Source organism: Streptomyces sp. NPDC025721 (assembly GCF_055558595.1).
The window spans coordinates 162036-184894 of sequence record NZ_JBVHMF010000012.1; the positions used below are offsets into that span (position 1 = coordinate 162036).

2 protein-coding genes are annotated in these 22859 nt (G+C 75.5%); both read left to right on the plus strand.

Annotated elements, in window-relative coordinates; translation table 11 throughout:
- Positions 1–423 precede the first annotated feature (423 nt).
- Positions 424–15174 (plus strand): amino acid adenylation domain-containing protein, encoded by a 14751-nt coding sequence (locus tag ACZ4EF_RS19180; RefSeq protein ID WP_467505530.1) that lies wholly within the window; start codon positions 424–426, stop codon positions 15172–15174.
- Positions 15171–22826 (plus strand): amino acid adenylation domain-containing protein, encoded by a 7656-nt coding sequence (locus ACZ4EF_RS19185; RefSeq protein ID WP_467505532.1) that lies wholly within the window; start codon positions 15171–15173, stop codon positions 22824–22826. Before ACZ4EF_RS19180 ends, ACZ4EF_RS19185 begins: the two co-directional genes overlap by 4 nt.
- Positions 22827–22859: the final 33 nt, after the last annotated feature.

Sequence of the window (22859 nt, forward strand, 5' to 3'; positions counted from 1 at the left end):
CCGACGTCGGCGGCGCGGTCGAGGCGCGGGCCCCTCCTGCCCCGCCCCCCCCCCCCCCCCCCCCCCCCCCCCCCCCCCCCCCCCCCCCCCGACCCCGTCCCTCGCGCTTCCCGCCGCCTCGGTGAGCGGGTCCGACCGAAGGTGACCGCACGCGATCACTTTCGGTCCGTGAATGCTCTCTTTCGTCGCGGGTGTTTCACCGGGACCATCACCCGGTCCTTCGCGGCGTCATCCGCCGCGCGCGGCAGGGAACGCCCCTCGCCGCGAATCGCCGCGCCGGCGGAACCCGAGTGCCCGACGCGATGACGCGGGCGCGCTTTCGGCCCGCCTCCCTCGGCACGGCGTCGGCGGCCTTTTTATCGACGGGCTGATTTCGTCGTTTCTCCGCACCGTTCCAGAATCTCCCCGAAGGGGTCGACCGGCATGCATGAAGACAGCTCCTTCTCAGAAGACAGTTCCTTCCCGGCGGACAGCGTTTCCCGGGATCTCTTCGAACTGACGTCGGCCCAGCAAGGTGTCTGGTACGGGCAGTTGATCGATCCGGACAGCCCGAAGTACAACATCGGGGAATGCCTGGAGATCCGCGGCGACCTCGACGAGGCTCTTTTCGCCGCCGCGCTCGGCCGGGCCGTCGCCCACTGCGACAATCTCCACCTGCGGTTCGAGACCGGCGACGACGGCGTCCGGCAGTACGTCACCGAACGCCCGGCCATCGCGACCGACCGGGTCCGCCTGATCGACCTGTCCGGCGCGGAGGACCCGGCGGCCGAGGCCGAGGCGTACATGGCACGGGACATGGCCACCGTCGACCGGCTCGACGCCCCGTCCCACCACTTCGCGCTGCTGCGTCTGGCCCCCCGGCTGCGCTACTGGTACGTGCGCTACCACCACATAGCCATCGACGGCCTCAGCGGCGGCGTGGTCAACCACCTCGTGGCCGACCTCTACGCGCGTGCGGTCCGCGGCGAGGACATCGCCGCGGTCGACCTCCCGGCCGCCTCACTGCGCGAGCTGGTGGCGGACGAGCTGGCGTACCTCGGGTCGGAGCGCCACCGCGCGGACCGGGCGTACTGGATCGACGCCTTCGCCGGGCCGACCGCCGAACGCGGGACGGACGCGACCGGGACGGCCGGGACAGCGGCACCGGTGGGAACGGCACGAACGGCGGGAACGGCGGACGAGGCGGAAGCCCGCGGCGGCGCGCCGCTCATCCGCCGCCGCGCCGCGGACCTGCCGGACGCGGGCGACGACGCCGGGCCGGGCGCGGGCCCGGCCGCCCCGCTGCACACCGGCGAGTCGCTGCCCGTCGCCGTCCTGGACGGCCTGCGACGGCTCGGCTCCGCCCGCCGCACCACCTGGACGGCCGTCGTGGTGAGCGCGGCCGCCGCGTACGTCGCGCGGGCCACCGGCCGCGAGGACGTCACCGTCGGGCTGGCCTCGAACGGCCGGCACAGCGCGCTGCGGCACGCCGTCGGCATGACGGCCAACGTGCTGCCGATCAGGCTGCGCCTGCCCGCCGACCGGACCGTCGGCGACCTGATCCGGTCGGTGTCCGCCGAGATGGCCCGCGCCCTGCGCCACCGCCGCTACTCCCGCGAACAGCTCGCCCGCGAGGTGGACGCGGGCGACGACGCCGCGCGCCTGACCGATCTCGTCGTCAACGTCATGCCCTACAACTTCGACCTCGACCTCGCGGGCAGCCCCGCCACCTCCCGCGTGCTGTCCATCGGACCCGTCGACGACGTGTCGCTCTTCGTCTCCGAACGGTCGGAGGGCATAGGCCCGCTGATCGGGCTGGACGCCGCCCCGGCGCTCTACCACCCCGACGACGTCCTGCTCCACCAGCACGCTCTCGTCTCCTTCCTCACCGCTCTGGCGGCGGCGGACGCCGACACCCTGCTGCGCGACCTGCCGTTCCTGGACGACGACGCGGCCGAGGCGGTCCTCGCCCAGGGCCGCGGCGCGCAACTGCCGCCGCGCACCGTCACGGCGAACCTGCCCGAGGCGTTCGCCGCCCAGGCGCGCCTGACCCCGGACGCGACGGCCGTCGTGGACGGCGCCCGCACGCTCTCCTACCGCGAACTCGCCCGCACCGCGGACGCCCTGTCCCACGCCCTGGCGGGCTGGGGCGTGGCCGCGGAGGACCGGGTCGCGGTGCTCTTGGAACGCTCGGCCGCGGTGGTGTCCGCCACCCTCGGCGTGGTGGGCGCGGGCGCCGCCTACGTGCCGATGGACCCGGCCTGGCCCGCGGAACGGCTCAGCGGCGTCTGCGGCGTCGCGGGCGTACGCGCCCTGGTGGTCGACGAGGCCGCCGCCGCGCAGCCGTGGGTGAAGGAGGCGGCGGCCGGTCTGCCGGTCGTCGTCGTCGACAGGACCGGCGCCGTCGTCCGCGGCGGGCCGCCGTCCCCGACGCCGCCGCCGAGGGCCGGACATCCCGACCGGCTCGCGTACGTGATGTTCACCTCGGGCTCGACCGGTCTGCCCAAGGGCGTCGGCGTCACGCACGGGGACGTTCTGGCGCTGGCGGCCGACTCCGCGTGGCACGACGGCGCGGTGGAAGCGGTGCTGATGCATTCGGCGTACGTCTTCGACGCCTCGACGTTCGAGATCTGGGCGCCGCTGCTCAGCGGCGGCCGGATCGTCGTCGCACCCGAAGGCGTCCTGCACGCACCGGTCCTGCGCGACATGGTGGAGCGCCACGCGGTGACCGCGCTGTTCCTGACCACCGCCCTGTTCAACCTGGTGGCCGAGGAGGAGCCGACGGCGTTCGCCGGACTGCGCCTGGTCTGCTCCGGAGGCGAGGCCGCCGCTCCCGACCTGCTGCGACGGGTGGCCGTCGGCGCGCCCGACGTGACGGTGCTGCACGTGTACGGGCCCACCGAGACCACCACCTTCGCCACCCGCCACCACGTCACCGCCGACCCGCTGCCGGGACCGCCGCCCATCGGCCGGCCCCTGGACGGCATGCGCCTGTACGTGCTCGACGACGCCCTGCGCCTGGTGCCGCCCGGCGTGGTGGGGGAGCTGTACGTCGGCGGCTCCGGTGTGGCGCGCGGCTACGTCGGCCGCCCCGACCTGACCGCGACCCGTTTCGTGGCCGACCCGTTCGGTACGGGGGGCGGCCGGATGTACCGCACCGGAGACCTCGTGCGCTGGACCGCGGGCGGCCAGGTGGAGTACGTCGGCCGCGCGGACGGCCAGGTCAAGCTCCGCGGCTACCGCATCGAGCCCGCCGAGATCGAGTCCGTCCTGCTCACCGCGCCGGGTGTGCGCGCCGCGTGCGTCGTGGTGCGCGAGGACGCGCCGGGCGACCGGCGGCTGGCCGCCTATATCGTGCCGTCGGCCGACGGCCGCCCCGACGAGGAGTCCCTGGTCCGGCACGTCACGCGCGCCCTGCCGTCGTACATGGTGCCCTCGGTGTTCGTCCCGCTGGACGCGCTGCCGCTGAACCCCAACGGCAAGGTCGACCGGCGCGCCCTGCCCGTGCCGCCGGCCGCGGTCGCGACCGGCCGTGCCCCGCGCACCCCGCGCGAGGAGGTGCTCGCCGGGCTGTTCGCCGACGTCCTGGGCGTGGCCGCCGTCGGCATCGACGACAACTTCTTCGCGCTGGGCGGCCATTCACTGCTGGCCACCCGGCTCACCGGCCGGTTACGGGCGGCGCTGGGGGCCGAACTCGACCTGCGCACCCTCTTCGACCACCCGACGGTCGCCTCCCTCGCCGGGGTCCTCGACACCGCCCGCGCCCGCGGACCGGTCCTCGCCCCGCGCCAGCGCCCCGACCCGCTGCCGCTGTCCTTCGCGCAGCAGCGGCTGTGGTTCCTCAACCGCGTCGAGGGCCGCCCCGGCAGCACGTACAACGTCCCGCTCGTCCTCGCGCTCGACGGGGACCTGGACGTGCGGACCCTGCGCGAGGCGCTGGCCGACGTGGTCGACCGGCACGAGAGCCTGCGCACCGTCTTCGCCGAGGAGGACGGCGTCGCCCGGCAGGTGATCCGGCACGGCGCCGACGCGGCGGCGCTCGTCCCGCTCACGGTCGCGCACGCGCCGTCCGAAGAAGGCGGGGCAGGCAGGGCAGACGGGGCAGGCGGGGCAGCGGCAGCACGCGACGACGGCGCGGAAGGCGCGGAAGCCGGCGCGGGCCGGGGAAGCGAGCAGCGCCAGGAGCATGCCGCCGCCTGGGCCGAGGAAACGGTACGGCACCTGACCTCGCTCCCCTTCGACCTCGCAGGGGACGCCCCGCTGCGCGCCCACCTGCTCGTGCTGGGCGCCGACCGGCACGTCCTGGTCCTCGTCCTGCACCACGTCGTCGCCGACGGCTGGTCGCTGGCCCCGCTCGTGCGTGACCTCGGAGCCGCCTACCGGGCCAGGACCGCGGGCGCGGACGCCCCCGACTGGCCCGCGTTGCGCGTGCAGTACGCCGACTACACGCTCTGGCAGCGCGAACTGCTCGGCGGCGACGGCCCGGACGGCCTGGGCGCACGCCAACTCGCCTTCTGGCGGGAGGCGTTGGCGGGCGCGCCCGACCTCCTCGACCTGCCGCTCGACCGGCCCCGGCGCGCGGTGCCCACCCACCGCGGCGGCGCGCACCCGATCGAACTGCCCGCCGCCACGCACACGGCGCTGGTCCGGCTCGCCCGCGCGTGCGGCCGTACCCCGTTCATGGTCCTCCAGGCGGCCCTCGCGGTGACGCTGCACGCGTACGGCGCGGGCACCGACATCCCGCTGGGCACCGCGGTGGCCGGACGTACCGACGAAGCGCTGGACGACCTGGTCGGCTTCTTCGTCAACACCCTCGTGCTGCGCACCGACCTGTCCGGCGACCCGACCTTCCGCGAACTGCTGGACCGGGTGGGGCGGTTCGACCTGGCCGCCTTCGGCCACGCCGACCTGCCCTTCGAACGGCTGGTGGAGGAGCTGAACCCGGAGCGCTCGGGCGACCACCACCCGCTCTTCCAGACCATGCTGGTCCTCCAGAGCCAGCGGCAGGCGCGGCTCGACCTGCCGGGCGTCACCGTCCACGACCGGTCCGCGCACACCGGGATCAGCAAATTCGACCTGACCCTCTCGCTGACGGAGGCCGACCCCGACCCCGACGGCGACCCGGCCGAGGCCGGCGGCATCAGCGGGTATCTGGAGTACGCCGCCGACCTCTTCGACCCGGACACCGCCCGCGACCTGTGCGACGGCTTCGTCCGTGTCCTCACCCAGGCGGTGGCCGAACCCGGCCTCGCCGTCAGCGCGTTGGAGCCGATGGCGCCCGGCGCGCGGGCCCGGCTCCTCGGCCGCGGACAGGGCGAGCGGCGACCGCTGCCGACCCGTACCGTGCCCGAGGCGGTCCGGGAGTGGGCCCTGCGCACACCCGGCGCCGTCGCCGTGCGCGACGCGGGCGCCAGCCTGACCTACGCCGCTCTCGACGCCCGCGCCGACAGCCTCGCCCAGGTACTGCGCGAGCGAGGGGTCGGCCGCGAGAGCGTCGTGGCCCTGGCCGTACCGCCGTCCGTGGACACCGTGGTGGCCATGCTGGCGGTCCTGCGGGCGGGCGGGGCCTACCTGCCCGTCGATCCGCGGTACCCGGCGGCGCGCATCCGGCAGATGCTCGACGACGCCGGGCCCGTCCTGCTGCTCACCACCGGGCGGATACGCGAGGACCTGCCCGTCGGCGGCCCGCCCCGGCTCGCGCTCGACGACCCGGCCGACATGGCGGCCGGCCCCATGGCGCGGGACCCGAGACCGTCCCATCCGGCCGACCCCGCGTACGTCATCTACACCTCAGGTTCCACCGGCCGCCCCAAGGGCGTGGTCGTCCCGCACGGCGCGCTGGCCAACCACATGGCCTGGATGACGCGGCACTTGGACGTCACCGCGGACGACCGGGTGCTCGCCCGCACCTCCACCAGCTTCGACGCGTCCGTCTGGGAGGTGTGGCTCCCGCTGGTGAACGGTGCCGAGGTCTGCGTGCTGCCGCGCGAGGCCAACGAGGAACCCCGTGAACTCGTCTCCTGGATGAGCAAGTTCGGAGTGACCCTCGCCCAATTCGTGCCCTCCCACCTCGCCCTCGTCCTCGCCGAGGCCGGGAGCCACGCCCCGCTGCCCGACCTGCGCGCCGTGCTGTGCGGCGGCGAACCGCTGCCGCGCGCCGTCGCGGCCGAGGTCGCCGCCCAGTGGCGGGTGCCGACGCACAATCTCTACGGGCCGACCGAGGCGACCATCGACGCCACCGCCCACCGCGTGCCGGACGCGACGACCGCGCCCACCGGCCCGCACGCCCGGCCCGCCGCGCCCGACGAGCCGTCCGCCGCGCCCGCCGCGTCCGAGACCGTGCCGATCGGCCGCCCCGTCGACACCATGCGCGGGTACGTCCTCGACGACCGGCTGCGGCCCGTCCCGCCCGGTGTCACGGGGGAGTTGTACCTGGCGGGCCCCAACCTCGCGCGCGGCTACCTCGACCGGCCGGGGCTGACCGCCGCCCGGTTCGTCGCCGACCCCTTCGCCGCCGACCTCGCCGCCACCGGCGCTGACTTCGCCGCCACCGCCGACCCCGGCGACCCGACCTCCGCCGCCGGTGCCCGGATGTACCGGACGGGCGACCTCGTGCGGTGGAGCCGCGACGGCCTGCTCGAATACCGGGGCCGCGCCGACGACCAGGTCAAACTCCGCGGCTTCCGGATCGAGTTGGGCGAGGTCGAGGCCGAACTGGCGGCCCTGCCCGGCGTCACGGCCGCCTGCGCCGTCGTCCGCGAGGACGTCCCCGGCAGGCCCGTCCTGGTCGCGTACGCCGTCACCGGCGACCCGGCACCACAGGGTCCCGGCCTGCGCGACGCGCTCGCCGGGACGCTGCCCCACCACATGGTCCCCTCGGCGGTCGTCGTGCTCGACGCCCTTCCGCTGCTGCCCAACGGCAAGGTGGACCGCCGCGCCCTGCCCGAGCCCGCCGCGGGCACCGGCGGCCCGAGCGCACCGGGACGGCGCACCTTCCAGGAGGAACTGCTCGCCGGGATCTTCGCCGACGTCCTCGAAGTGCCCCAAGTACGGCCCGGGGACAGCTTCTTCGACCTCGGCGGGCACTCCCTGCTCGCGATGCGCGTCGTCAGCCGTATCCGCACCCTGCTGCACGCCGACGTCACCCTGCGCAGGCTGTTCGAGCACCCGACCGTCGAGGAGCTGGCCCGCGTCCTGGACACGCCGGGCCGCCGCCGACCCGCGGTGCTGCCCGTCACGCGGCGGCCCGACCCGCTGCCGCTGTCGTTCGCCCAGCGCCGCCTGTGGTTCCTCAACCGGCTGGAGGGCCCCAGCTCCACGTACAACATCCCGCTCGTCCTGCAACTGCGGGGCGCCCTGGACGCGGACGCCCTGCGCGGCGCGCTGCGCGACACCGTCGCCCGGCACGAGGCGCTGCGCACGGTGTTCCCCGAACGGGACGGCGTACCGCACCAGTTGATCCTTCCGGCCGACACGGCCGCGCCCGCGCTGCCCGTCACGAGCACCGCCCCCTCGCGGCTGGAGGCGGCCGTCCTGGACGCCGTACAGGAGCCGTTCGACGTCGGGACGGACCTGCCGCTGCGCGCGCTGCTGCTGCGCTCCGCGCCCGAACACCACGTCCTGGTCCTGGTGTTGCACCACATCGCGGGCGACGGCTGGTCGCTGGCCCCGCTCGCCCGCCACCTCGGCGACGCCTACCGGGCGCGCCTGGCGGGCGAAGAGGGCGGCACGGCGCCCGGCGCGCGGCTCCAGTACGCCGACTACACCCTGTGGCAGCACGCCCTTCTCGCCGAGGACGGAAGCGACAGTGCCGTCGAGGACCCCGCCGCCCACGGCGACAGCCTGCTGCGGGAACAGCTCGACCACTGGCGCGCCGCCCTCGACGGGCTGCCCGTCCTGATCGACCTGCCCTCGGACCGGCCGCGCCCGGCCGTCGTCGACCCGAGGGGCGCGGTGCACGCCTTCGACGTGCCGCCCGCCGTGCGCGACGGCCTGCTGAAGCTGGCCAGGCAGTCGGGGAGCAGCCTGTTCATGGTGCTCCAGGCGGCCGTCGCCACCCTGCTGAGCCGGCACGGCGCCGGGGACGACATCCCGCTCGGCACCCCGGTGGCGGGCCGCACGGACGAGGCGCTCGAAGACCTGGTCGGGTTCTTCGTCAACACCCTCGTGCTGCGCACCGACCTGTCCGGCGACCCCACCTTCGCCGAACTCCTCACCCGCGTCAGGGAGTTCGACCTGACGGCCTACGCGCACCAGGACATACCCTTCGAGCGGCTGGTGGAGGAGCTCAACCCCGCCAGAGCGCGCGACCACCACCCGCTGTTCCAGACCATGCTCGTCCTGCAGAACCAGGACAGTCCCCGCCCCGACCTGCCCGGCGTCGCCGTCGAGGACCGCCTCGTCCACAACGGCCTGAGCAAGTTCGACCTCACCTTCGCCTTCACCGAGGAGCCCGCGGGGGCCCCCGATGCGGACGGCTCCCTGAGCGCCGGAATCGAGTACGCCACCGCCCTCTTCGACCGTGCCACCGTCGAAACCCTCGCCGCGCGCCTGGTCCGGCTGCTGGAACAGGTCGTGGCCGATCCGGACCTGCGCCTGGCCGCGTACGACCTGATGACGCCGGACGAACACACCCGTATCACGCGCTGGGGCACCGGCCGCGCCCTGCCGACCGGCCCGGAGGACGGCACCCTGACCGCCGCCTTCGCCGCCCAGGCGCGGCGCACGCCGGACGCCGTGGCCGTCGTCGCCGACGACACCACCCTCGACTACGCGGGACTCGACCGGATCTCGGCCGACCTCGCCGGGGTGCTCGCCGGTCTCGGGGCCGGTCCGGAGACGCGGGTCGGTGTGCTGCTCGACCGGTCCGCCGCGGTGGTGTCGGTGTCCCTCGGCATCGTCCGCTCCGGGGCCGCCTACGTCCCCCTCGACGGGCGCTGGCCCGACGAACGCCACAGCCAGGTCGCCGACATCGCGGACATCCGCCTCCTCGTCGTCGGCGAGGAGGCCGCGCGATCGCCCCGGGTCGCCGCCGCCGGGACGCCGGTCGTGGTCGTGGACCGGCTCGGCCGGGTGCTGTCCGGAGCGCGCCGCCCCGCCGCCCCGACCCCCGTGCCCGGCCCCGCGACCCTGGCGTACGTGATGTTCACCTCGGGCTCGACCGGTCTGCCCAAGGGAGTCGGCGTCACGCACGGGGACGTCCTGGCGCTGGCGGCCGACTCCGCGTGGCACGACGGCGCGGTGGAAGCGGTGCTGATGCATTCGGCGTACGTCTTCGACGCCTCGACGTTCGAGATCTGGGCGCCGCTGCTCAGCGGCGGCCGGATCGTCGTCGCACCCGAAGGCGCCCTGGAGGCACACGTCCTCGACCACGCCGTCCACGAGCACGGCGTGACCGCCGTCTTCCTGACCACCGCCCTGTTCAACGTGATCGCGGAGACCGATCCCGGCGCCTTCGCGGGGCTGCGGCTCGTCTGCGCCGGTGGTGAACTGGCCTCGCCCGACCTGATGCAGCGCGTCGCCCGGGTCGCGCCCGGAGCGCGACTCCTGCACGTGTACGGGCCCACCGAGACCACCACCTTCGCCACCCGCCACCACGTCACCGACGATCTGCCGACCGGGCCGCCGCCCATCGGCCGCCCGCTGGACGGCATGCGCGGTCACGTCCTCGACCACCACCTGCGTCCGGTGCCGCCCGGTGTCACGGGCGAGCTGTACCTGGCAGGACGCGGCGTGGCGCGCGGGTACATCTGCCGCCCCGACCTGACCGCCACGCGCTTCGTGGCCGACCCGTTCGGTACGGGGGGCGGCCGGATGTACCGCACCGGAGACCTCGTGCGCTGGACCCCGGGCGGCCACGTGGAGTACGTCGGCCGCGCCGACGGCCAGGTCAAGCTGCGCGGCTACCGCATCGAACTGGGCGAGATCGAAGGGGCGCTGGCAGGCTGCGAGGGGGTCGCCGACGCCTTCGCCATGGTCAGGGAGGACACCCCCGGTGACCGCCGGCTCGTGGCCTACGTGGTGCCCGCGGCCGACGGCCGCCCGGAGGCCGGTGCGCTCGCGAGCGCCCTCGGCCACTCGCTGCCCGCCTACATGGTGCCGTCGGCCTTCGTCCTCCTCGACACGCTGCCGCTGACCCCCAACGGCAAGGTCGACCGGCACGCGCTCCCCGAACCCGCCCGCCGCGCGCCGGTCCGCACGACGGCCGCCCGCACCGCCCGCGAGGAGATCGTCCGCGGCCTGTTCGCCGACGTCCTCGGACTGCCCGCCGCGGCGGCCGACGACGACTTCTTCGCGCTGGGCGGCCACTCGCTGCTCGCCACCCGCCTCGCCGCCCGCGTCCGCACCGCGCTCGGTGTGGAGATCGAGGTCAGAGCCCTGTTCGAGCATCCCACCCCGGCCCGGCTCGCCGACGCTCTCGACGACGCGCGGCGGGCCAGGACGCCGCTGCTGCGGGCCGCCTCCCGCCCCGACCCGCTGCCGCTGTCCTTCGCGCAGCAACGGCTGTGGTTCCTCAACCGGTTCGAGGGGCCCAGCGCCACGTACAACGTGCCGATGGTGCTGCGGCTGGACGGTCCGCTCGACGCGGACGCCCTCGCGAGCGCCGTGGCCGACGTCGTCGAGCGGCACGAGAGCCTGCGCACGGTCTTCCCCGACACACGGGGCGTGGCACGCCAGGTGGTGCGCGCCGCCGACGACGCGGACATCGACCTCGCGCCGCGCGACACCGACCCCGGGCGGCTGGACGAGGCGCTGAGCGCGGAGGTGGCGCACACCTTCGACGTGAGCACCGGCCTCCCGCTGCGGGCGCGGCTGCTGCGGCTGGCCGACGACGCCCACGTCCTGGTCCTGCTGGTCCACCACATCGCGGGCGACGGCTGGTCGCTGGCCCCGCTCGCCCGTGACCTGGGCCTGGCGTACCGGGCCCGCGTCGCGGGCGAGGAGCCCGGCTGGACCGAACTCGCCGTGCAGTACGCCGACTACACGCTGTGGCAGCGGGAACTGCTCGGCGCCGAGGACGACCCGTCCAGCCGGGCCGCGCGCCAACTGGACTTCTGGCGCGGCGCGCTCGACGGCGCTCCCGAACTCCTCGACCTGCCGTACGACCGGCCGCGCCCCGACGTCACCTCGCATCGCGGCGACGCGTTCTCCTTCGCCGTGGACGCCGGTACCCATCGGGCGCTGGCGGACCTCGCCCGCGCGCGCGGGTGCAGCCTGTTCATGGTGCTCCAGGCCGGTGTGGCGGTGCTGCTCTCCCGGCACGGCGCGGGCGAGGACATCCCGCTCGGCACCCCCGTGGCCGGGCGCACCGACGAGGCGCTGGACGACCTGGTGGGCTTCTTCGTCAACACCCTCGTGCTGCGCACCGACCTGTCGGGGAACCCCACCTTCGGCGAAGTGCTCGACCGCGTGCGGGAGTTCGACCTGGCCGCCTACGCCCACCAGGACATTCCGTTCGAACGCCTGGTGGACAGCCTCGACCCGGTCCGCGCCCAGAACCGGCACCCGCTCTTCCAGACCATGGTCGCGCTCCAGAACCAGGCCGACGCCGCCGTGGACCTGCCCGGCCTCACCGTGACCGGGCAGCATGTCGGCACCGGCATCAGCAAGTTCGACCTGACGTTCACCTTCACCGAGAAGCGCGACGAGGTGAACGCGCCCGCCGGTCTCGACGCGGTCCTGGAGTTCTCCACCGAACTGTTCGCCCACTCCACCGCGCACGGCCTGGCCGACCGCCTCACCCGGCTCCTCGGCGCGCTCGCCGCCGAGCCGGAGCGGCCGGTGCACACCGCCCCCGTCCTGGCCGCCGACCGGCGGGCGGCGCTGCTGGCGGCCGGGTACGGCCCGCTCCGGCCCGCTGTGGGCACGATCCCCTCGGCGTTCGAGGCCCAGCGCGCCCGGACCCCGGAGGCCGTCGCGGTGCGCGCGGGCGCGCGGACCCTGACCTTCACCGAACTTGACGCGCTCTCCGACCAGTTGGCGGACCGCCTGCGCGGTCGCGGGGTCGGCCGCGGCGACCTGGTCGCCCTCGCGATGCCCGGCACCGCGGACCAGACGGTCGCCATGCTGGCGGTGGCCAAGGCCGGGGCGGCCTATCTGGCGGTCGACCCCGAGTACCCGCGGGCCCGTATCGCCTTCATGATCGACGACGCCCGTCCCGTACTGCTGCTCACCCGCGGGGCCACCGCGCCGCGGGACCTGCCCGTACCCGTCCTGGACCTGGATGTGGACGTGGACCTGGACCCGGGGGCCGTGAGCACCGGCGCGGACGGTCGGACTGCTGTGGCGGCCGACCCGCGCGACGCGGCGTACGTCATCTACACGTCGGGCTCCACCGGGCGCCCCAAGGGCGTGGTCGTCACCCACGGCTCCGTCACCAACCACATGGCGTGGATGGCCGCCCACCTCGAACTCACCGACGACGACCGGGTCCTCGCCCGCACCTCACCGAGCTTCGACGCCTCCGTCTGGGAGACTTGGCTGCCGCTGCTCCACGGCGGTGCCACCTGCCCCGTCCCGCCCGCGGCCAACCACGACCCGGCGGGACTGCTGGCCCTGATGCGCGAGACGGAGGTGACGGTCGCGCAGTTCGTGCCCTCGCACCTCTCGCTCCTGCTGGCCGAGACCGACCCCGGTGACGCGCCCGAGAGCCTGCGCGCGGTGCTGTGCGGCGGCGAGCCGCTGACCCGGACACTGGCGGAGCGCGTCGGCCGCGACTGGCGGGCGCGGGTGCACAATCTCTACGGCCCGACCGAGGCCACCATCGACGCCACCGCCCACCGGTGGGACGGGCGGCAGGGCACCGACGGGTACGGGGAGAGCGTCCCGCTGGGCCGCCCCGTCGACAACACCCGCGCCTACGTCCTCGACAGCGGCCTCCAGCCCGTGCCGCCCGGCGTCACCGGGGAGCTGTACCTCGCGGGCGACGGTCTCGCCCGCGGCTACCTCGGCCGCCCGGCGCTGACCGCGGCGCGGTTCGTCGCCGACCCGCACGGACCCGGCGGCGCCCGGATGTACCGCACGGGCGACCTCGTCAGATACGGCGCCGACGGCGAGCTCACCTTCGTCGCCCGCGCCGACGAACAGGTCAAGCTCAACGGCCTGCGCATCGAACCCGGCGAGATCGAGGCCGCCCTCACCGGCCTGGACGGGATCGCCGCCGCGTGCGTACTGGTCCGCGAGGACATACCGGGGGAGCGGCGCCTGGTCGCCTACACCGTCCCCGACCGGCCCGGCGCCCCCACCGACCGCGAACTGCGCGACCGCCTGGCCGCGGAACTGCCCGCCTACATGACACCCGCCGTCTTCGTCCCGCTGGACGCGCTGCCCCTGCTGCCCAACGGAAAGACCGACCGCAAGGCGCTGCCCGCTCCGGCCCGGCCCGCCGCCGCCCGGCCCGGAGGACAGCCGCGCACCGCGTCCGAGCGCGTCCTCTGCGAGGTCTTCGCCGCGCTGCTGCACACCGACACCGTCCGGACCGACGACGACTTCTTCGGTCTCGGCGGCGACAGCATCCTCTCGATCCAGCTCGTCAGCCGCGCACGGGAGGCCGGGCTGAGCGTCACACCGCGCGACGTGTTCGCGCACCGCACGCCCGAGGCGATCGCGGCCGTCGCCCGAACCCTCGGTCAGGACGTGCCGGCCCAGGCCGTACCCGGCTCCGGCGAACTGCCGGCCACGCCCATCGCCGCGTGGCTGCTGCGACGGCCCGGCACCATCGACGGGTACAACCAGTCAGGGGTGCTGCGCACGCCCGCGGGAGCCGACGAGGACAGCGTCGCCGCCACGCTCCAGCGCCTCATCGACCACCACGACACGCTCCGGCTGCGGGCCGTCAGGACCGGCGAGGACGGCCCCGTGCTCGACGTGCTGCCGCCCGGCGCCGTGAGCATCCGCCGACGCCTCACCCGTCTCGATGTCGCGGGGCTCGACGCCGACGCCGTCCGCACCGTCCTCGCCGAGGCGGGGGAGCGGGCCCGGCGGCGGCTGCGGCCCGCGGACGGCCACGTGATCGAGGCGGTCTGGTGCGACGCGGGACCGCACGCGCGCGGACGGCTGCTGCTGGTCGTGCACCACCTCGCCGTCGACGCCGTCTCCTGGCGCGTCCTCGCCGAAGACCTCGCCACCGCCTGGCACGCCGTCACCTCGGGTGCGCCCGAGGACGGCCTGCCCGCCGTCGGCACGACCTACCGCGGCTGGGCGCGGCTGCTCGCCGCCCAGGCGCTGGAACCGGCGCGCGAAGCGGAACTCCCGCTGTGGGAAAGGGCCTTGAGCACCCCCGCGCCCCGCCTGGGAAACCGGCCGCTCCACCCCGACCTGGACACCGCCGACCGGACCCGCACGGTGACCACCCGGCTGCCCGCCACCTGGACCGCGCCGCTGCTCACCGACGTGCCCGCCGCCTTCCACGCGGGAGTCGGCGACGTCCTGCTCACCGGCCTCGCCCTCGCCCTGAACTCCTGGCAGGCCCAACGGGCGGCCGACGGCGGCCCGTTGCCCGGCGGCACCGGCGTGCTGCTCGACGTCGAGGGCCACGGACGCGAGCAGATCGCCGACCACGTCGACCTGTCCCGTACCGTCGGCTGGTTCACCAGCCTCTACCCGGTCAGCGTCGATCCGGGACCCGTCGATCCCCGCGACCCCGGGCGCTTCGGCCCCGCGCTCGTGGACCGCGCGCTCAAACGCGTCAAGGAGCAGTTGCGGGCCGTGCCCGACCACGGCCTCGGATTCGGGATGCTGCGCCACCTCAACCCGGCCACCCGCCCCCGGCTCGCCGCCCTGCCGGAACCGCAGATCGGCTTCAACTACCTCGGCCGGTACACCACTTCGCACCAGGACACCGCCGGGGCCGCGCGGCAGGACGCGGGCGCCGACTGGGAAGTGCTGCTCGACGGCGGCGGCCCGCGCGCCCAGGACCCGGACATGCCCGTCCACCACGTCCTCGACATCAACGCGCACACCGAGGACCTGCCCGACGGCCCGCGCCTGGTGACCCGGTGGACGTGGGCCGCCGACCTGATCGCGGAAGAGGAGATCGACGCCCTGTCCGACGCCTTCGGACGCGCCCTGCGCGCCATCGCCGAGCACACCGAACAACCCGACGCGGGCGGCTACACGCCCTCCGACCTACCGCTGGTCTCGCTCGACCAGGCCCAGATCGACCGGCTTCAGAACAAGTGGGGTGGACACAAGTGACCGGGTTCCAGTTGGAGGACGTACTTCCGCTGACACCGCTTCAGTCGGGGATGCTCTTCCACGCGCTGTACGACTCCGCCGCCGTGGACGTCTACACCGCGCAATTCGTCTTCGACCTCGAAGGCGCCGTCGACGTCGCCGCGCTGCGCGCCGCCATCGGCGCCCTGCTGCGGCGGCACGCCAACCTGCGGGTCGGTTTCCTGCACGAGGACCTGGACGAGCCCGTACAGGCGGTCGCCGCCGACGTCCCCGTACCGCTGGAGGAACTCGATCTGACCGTGCGGGACGGCGCGGCGGCGGGCGAACGGCTCGGCGCGTTCCTCGCCGCCGACCGGACCCGGCGCTTCGACCTCACCTCCCCGCCGCTGATGCGGTTCACCCTGGTGCGCACCGCCCCCCGTCAGTCGCGGCTGGTCATGACGAGCCACCACATCCTGCTCGACGGCTGGTCGACACCGCTGCTGGTACGGGAGCTGTTCGAGCTGTACGCGAGCCGCGGCGACGACACCGCGCTGCCCCGCCCCACCCCCTACCGGACCTACCTGGCCTGGCTCGCCCGGCAGGACCGCGCCGCCGCCCTGGACACCTGGCGCACCGCCCTGGCGGGCCTGGAGGCCCCGACCCTGCTCGCCGGGCCCGGCCGGACGCGGACGGCCGCCACCGACGACCTGCCCGGAACGCTCGTCCTCGACCTGGACGCGGCCACCACGACCCGGCTGCGCGAGACCGCCCGCGCCCACCGGCTCACCGTCAACACCCTGGTCCAGGGCGCCTGGGGACTGCTGCTGACGCACCTCACCGGGCGCGACGACATCGTCTTCGGCACCACCGTCTCCGGCCGCCCGCCCGAGATACCCGGCGTCGAATCGATGATCGGCCTGTTCATCAACACCGTGCCGGTACGGCTGCGCCTGGAGCCCGGCGAGACCCTGGCCGCGCTCCTGACCAGGCTCCAGGCCGAACAGGGCCGCCTCCTGGACAGCCAGTACCTGGGCCTGACCGAGATCCGCGGCGTCACCGGACTGGACGAACTCTTCGACACCCTCGCGGTCTTCGAGAACTACCCGGTGGACGCCGCCGCGCTGAGCACCGCCCGGCGCGGACTGCCCGGCCTCGACCTCACCGGCTTCACCGGCACGGACGCCGCCCACTACCCGCTCACCCTCACCATCGCGCCGGGCGACCGGCTGAGGATCACCTTCGGCTACCGGGCCGCCGTCCTCGACCACGACGACGTGGCCCGCACCGTCGCCCGCGTGCGGCGCGTGCTGACCGCGATGGCCGACGGCCTCGACCGCCGCGCCGACACCGTCGACGTCCTCCTCGACGGCGAGCGCGAACGGCTGCTCGCCCTCGGGCGCGGCGCCCCGCTCCCCGTCGGCACCGTGGACACCAGCGTCTGGGACACCGTGCTGCGCCACGCCGCCGACCACCCCGACCGGCCCGCCGTGACCGGCGCGGGCGAGCCGTTGTCGTACCGCGAACTGGCCGACGTCGCGGGGGAGACGGCTCGCGCCCTGACCGGGCTCACCACCGCGTCCGGCAGCCGCGTCGGTGTCATGACGGAGCGCTCGGCCGCCCAGGTCACCGTGTCCCTGGCCGTGCTGGGCGCGGGCGCCGCCTATGTGCCGCTCGACCCGCGCTGGCCCGACGAACGGCTCACCCGTGTCGCCGAGGCGGCCGGACTGCGCGCCCTGGTGGTCGACGAGGCCGCCGCCGCCCATCCGTGGGTCCGCGGTCTCGCCACCGCCCTGCCGACGCTGACCGTGGACGCCGCGGGTCGGGTCCGCGCAGGCGCGCCCGCCGCCCCCGGAACCCTGCCGGAGGTCACCGGGGGAGCCCGGCTGGCGTACGTGATGTTCACCTCGGGCTCCACCGGCCTGCCCAAGGCCGTCGGCGTCACCCACGCCGACATCGCCGCGCTGGCCGCCGACCGCGTCTGGCACGGCGGCGCGGCCGACGCCGTCCTGCTGCACTCGGCGTACGTCTTCGACGCCTCCACCTTCGAGATGTGGGCGCCGCTGCTCAGCGGCGGCCGGGTCGTCGTGGCCCCGCCCGGCCCCCTCCAGCCCGCCGTGCTCCGGGACCTCGTGGCCCGGCACGGCCTGACGTCGGCGTTCTTGACCACTTCCCTGTTCAACCTCGTCGCCGAGGCCGACCCGGACGCGCTCGGCCTGCTCCGCACGGTCGCCTCGGGCGGCGAGGCCGCCGCCCCCGGCGTCCTGCAACGCCTGGCCGCCGCCCACCCCGGCACCGCCGTCCTCAATGTGTACGGGCCCACCGAGACGACCACCTTCGCCACCCGCCACCAGGTGCGTCCCGAGGACGGCCCCGACGGCGCGCCGCCGATCGGCGGCCCCACCGACGGCACCCGCGCCTACGTCCTGGACGCCGCGCTGAGCCCGGTCCCGCCGGGAGCCGAGGGCGAACTGTACGTCGCGGGCCCCGGCGTGGCGCGCGGCTACCTGGAGCGGCCCGCCCTGACGGCCACCCGCTTCGTCGCCGACCCGTTCGCCGCCACCGGGGACCGCATGTACCGCACCGGCGACCTCGTGCGCCAACAGCCCGACGGCGCCCTCCAGTACGTCGCACGGGCCGACCAGCAGGTCAAACTGCGCGGCCACCGCATCGAGCCCGGCGAGATCGAGGCGGTGCTGCGCGCCGACCCGTCGGTGCGGTCCGCCTGCGTCATGGTGCGCGAGGACCTGCCCGGCGGTCGCGGACTCGCCGCGTACGTCGTCCCCGCGCCCGGCCGCACCCCCGACCCCGACCTGCTCACCGCGCACGTCGGCAGCCACCTTCCCGGTTACATGGTGCCGACCGCGATCCAGGTGCTCGACGGCTTCCCGCTGACCGTCAACGGCAAGCTGGACCGGGCGGCCCTCCCCGCGCCCGCCGCCCCTGACCTGGCCCCGGTCCGGGCCCCGCGCGACGCCCACGAGGAGATCCTGACCGGCCTGTTCGCCGACGTGCTCGGGGTGCCCCGGGTCGGCCCGGACGACAGCTTCTTCGCGCTCGGCGGCCACTCGCTGCTCGCCACCCGCCTGGTGGGCCGCATCCGGACCGCCCTGGCCGCCGAGACCGAGATCCGCACGCTGTTCGACCACCCCACCGCCGCCGCCCTCGCGACCGCGCTGAAGGACGCGCGCCGCCCGGCGCGGCCCGCGCTCGTCCCCCAGCCCCGCCCTGCCGTCCTCCCGCTGTCGTACGCCCAGCGCCGCCTGTGGTTCCTGCACCGCCTCGAAGGGCCCTCGGCGACGTACAACATCCCCTTCGCCGTACGCCTGGACGGGCCCCTCGACACCGGCGCGCTGCGCCGGGCCCTGCGCGATGTCGTCGTCCGGCACTCCGCGCTGCGCACGGTCTTCCCCGAGCACGACGGCGGACCGCGCCAGCTCATCACGGCGGCCGACGACGTCCGCCTCGTCCTGGCAGCGGAGACCGTCGAGCCGGACAAGCTGCACGACCGGGTCAGGTCCGCGGCGGCCGAACCGATCGACATCGAGCGGCAGTTGCCGCTGCGGGCGACTGTGCTGCGGCTGGCCGACGACGCCCACGTCCTGGTCCTGGTGATCCACCACATCGCCTCCGACGGGTCCTCCATGGCGCCCCTCGCCCGTGACCTCGCCGCCGCCTACCGCGCCCGCGTCGGCGGGCGGGCCCCGGCCTGGGCCGAACCGCCCGTCGACTACGCCGACTTCACGCTCTGGCAGCGCGGGCTGCTCGGCGACGAGCAGGACCCCGACAGCGCCATGGCCCGCCAACTGCGGTACTGGAAGCAGGCGTTGGACGGCCTGCCGCACCTGGTCGAACTGCCGTGGGACCTGCCGCGCCCCGCCGTCCCCCGGCACACCGGCGCCAGCCACGACTTCGTCCTGGACCCCGCCGTGGCCCGGCGCGTCACCGACCTCGCCCGCAGCCGCGGCTGCACGGTCTTCATGGTGCTCCAGGCCGCCCTGTCACTGCTGTTGTCCCGGCACGGAGCCGGTGACGACATCCCGCTGGGCACGGCGGTCGCCGGACGCACCGACGAGGCCGCGACCGACCTCGTGGGCTTCTTCGTGAACACCCTCGTGCTGCGCACGGACCTGACGGGCGACCCGACGTTCCTCGAACTCCTGGACCGCGTCAAGGACGCCGACCTCGCGGCCTACGCCCACCAGGACGTCCCCTTCGAGCGGCTGGTCGAACTGCTCAACCCCGCGCGCTCGCAGAACCACCACCCGCTCTTCCAGACCATGCTCGTGCTCCAGAACCACGCCCCCGCCGCCCCCTTCGACCTGCCCGGCCTCACCGTCTCCGGCCTGCCCGTCGATCCGGGCGTCAGCAAATTCGACCTGTCGTTCACCTTCACCGAGACACCCGCCGGTACGGGTACGGATACGGCGGACGGTCAGGACGCGTCCGGCGCGTCCGGCCCGTCCGGCGGCATGCGCGCGACCGTGGACTACGCGACGGAGCTGTTCACCGAGGCCACGGTCGGCGCGCTCGCCGAGCGCCTCGTCGTCCTGCTCGGCGAGGTCACCGCCGACCCCGGCCGCCCGCTGCGGACCTACGACGTCCTCGGCCCCGGCGAACGCGCCCGGATCGCCGCCCTGGGCACAGGACCGGCCGACGACCTGCCCCGCTCGACGGTCCCCGAACTCTTCGCCCGGCAGGTCCGCCGCGCCCCGGACGCCCCGGCGGTGCGCGACGCGGCCACCACCCTCAGCTACGCCGAACTCGACGCGCGCGCCGACGCCCTGGCCCGCCGTCTCCTCGCGCGGGGGATCGGCCCCGAGGACCGGGTGGCCGTCGCGCTGCCCCGGACCAACGACCTCGTCGTCGCCCTCCTCGGCGTCCTCAAGGCCGGTGCCGCGTATCTGCCGCTCGACCCCGACTACCCGGCCCAGCGGCTGTCCTTCATGCTCGACGACGCCGGGCCGCGGCTGCTCCTCACCACGGCCGACGTCGGCGCCCGCCTCCCGGAGACCGCCGTACCGCGCCTGGTGCTCGACAGCCCCGAGGCGGACGGTCCGCCGGTCCCGCCGCGCGGGGACACCGCCGTCCCGCCGCGTGCGCTCCCGTCGCATCCCGCGTACGTCATCTACACCTCCGGCTCCACCGGCCGGCCCAAGGGCGTGGTCGTCACCCACCAGGGCGTCGGCGCCATGGCCAGGACGCAGCGCGACCGGCTCCGGGCCGGTCCCGGCAGCCGGGTCCTCCAGATGGCGTCGGTCAGCTTCGACGCCGCGTTCTGGGAGCTGTGCATGGGGCTGCTGTCCGGCGCCTGCCTGGAGATCGGGGAACGCGAGGCCCTGCTGCCGGGACCCGCCCTCGCGGACGCCGTCCGCACGCGCGGCGTCACCCACCTCACGCTGCCCCCGGCCGCGCTCGCGGTGATGGAGCCCGGCTCCCTGCCCACCGGGATCACTCTGGTGCTCGCGGGCGAGGCGTGCCCGCCGGAGCTGGCGCGGGCCTGGGCGCGCGAGCGGTACCTCGTCAACGCCTACGGTCCCACCGAGACGACCGTCTGCGCCACCATGAGCGGCTTCCAGCAGGCGGACGGCGCCCTCGCCCCCGACCGCGCGGTCCCCATCGGCCTGCCCGTGGACGGCACCCGCGTGCACGTACTGGACGACCGGCTGGCACCCGTCCCGTCCGGTGTCATCGGCGAGTTGTACGTGTCGGGCGCGGGACTGGCCCGCGGCTACCTCGGCAGGGCCGCCCTCACCGCGTCCCGCTTCGTGGCCGACCCGTTCGACCGCTCCGGCGGCCGTATGTACCGCACCGGCGACCTGGTGCGCCGTACGGCCGAGGGCCAGATCGTCTACGTCGGCCGGGTCGACGACCAGGTCAAGCTCCGCGGATTCCGGGTGGAACCCGGTGAGATCGAGGCCGCGATCACGGCGCTGCCCGGCGTCGCGGCGGCCTGCGTCGTCGTCCGCGAGGACCGGCCGGGCGACCGGCGCCTGGTCGCCTACACCGTGGCCGCGCGCGGCGGGACGGCCCCCGACGAGGCGGCGATCCGCGCCCGGCTCGCCGACACGCTGCCCGGCCACATGATCCCGGCCGCGTGCGTCCGGCTCGACGCGCTGCCGGTCACCCCCAACGGGAAGACCGACCGTCGTGCCCTGCCCGCACCCGGTCACGCCGCGCCCGCCGCGTCCAGGCCCCCGGCCACCGACCGCGAACGCGAGCTGTGCGCGGCGTTCGCGCAGACGCTCGGCGTGCCCGAGGTCGGGGTGACGGACGACTTCTTCGCCCTCGGCGGCCACTCGCTGCTCGCGGTGACCCTGGCCCGCAGGATCGAGGAGCGGTGCGGCCGACGGCCCTCGCTCAGGGCGCTGTTCGCGGCGCCGACGGTCGAAGGCGTCATCCGGTCGCTGGACGGCGCGGCGGACAGAGGTCCGGCGGCGCCGGACACCACGCCGACCGGGCCGGGCGAGGGCCCGGGCGAGGGACCGCTGGACCCGGTCGCGTCGTACCTCCTCGCGGAGGTCCGGCTCGCCCCCGACATCACGGGCGGTGCGCGCCGGACCGCGCCGGTGCCCGCTCCCACCCGCTCCCGCCCCGCCGCCCGCCCCCTGCTGACCGGCGCTTCCGGCTTCCTCGGCGCGTTCCTGCTGCGCGACCTCATCGAGGCCACGGACGGCCCCGTCGACTGCCTGGTCCGCGCCGACGGCCCGGACCACGCGGCGCACCGGCTGCGAGCCAACCTGGAGCGCTACGGCCTCTGGCGCCCCGCCTACGCCGACCTGGTCCGTCCCGTCCCAGGCGACCTGGCCGCCCCCGGCCTCGGCCTGTCGCCCGACGACCGCGCCGCCCTGGCCCGCCGCCTCGGCCCGGTGCTGCACAACGGCGCCCGGGTCAACTTCGCCGCCCCGTACGGCGATCTGCGCGCCCCCAACGTGGCCGGTACCGAGGAACTGCTGCGGCTGCTCGCCGACTCCGGCTCACCGGGCATGCACTACATCTCGACCACGAGCGTCTACGCCCCGTCTTCCGATCCCGACGCCGCGCCCGTCACGGAGTCGACGCCGACCGGCCCGGCCGCCGACCTGCCGGGCGGCTACGCGCAGAGCAAGTGGGTGGCGGAGGGGATCGTCGACCTGGCGCGCGCCCGCGGTCTGCCGGTCACCGTCTACCGACCCGGCCGGATCAGCGGCGACACCGCCACCGGCGCCTGCCAGGACCGCGACCTGCTCTGGCAGCTCATCAAGGGCTGCCTCCAGGCCGGGGCGGTGCCGGACCTGCCGCACGGCTCGACCGACTGGATACCCGTCGACTACGTCAGCGCGGCCGTCGTGGCACTGGCCCGCTCCGCCGGGACCAGTACCGCCATGCCCGTGTACCACCTCACCAACCCGGACGCCCCCGACCTGCGGACCGTCTTCGAAGTGGCCGCCCGCCTGGGCCACGACCTGCCCACCGTCCCGGTGGCGCGGTGGCGCTCCCGCGTGGCGGCGCAGCCCGACAACGCCGCCCAGCTCCTGCTCGGCGACGACGCCCCGCCCGCCGGCTCCGCCCCCTCCCACCACCGCCGCTTCGACTCGCGGCGCACCGCCGCGCAAGCCGCCGCCGCGGGCGTCCACCTCCCGCCCCTGACCGACACGGTCCTCACCCGCTACCTCACCCACGGCCACACCACCGGCTACCTCCCCACCCCCTGACCCGGCCCCGTCCGCGCCGCGACCGACCGACCC

Bases quoted from the DNA above. Each gene is read 5' to 3' on its own strand.
- ACZ4EF_RS19180 (WP_467505530.1), top strand. From the start codon at position 424: ATGCATGAAGACAGCTCCTTCTCAGAAGACAGTTCCTTCCCGGCGGAC.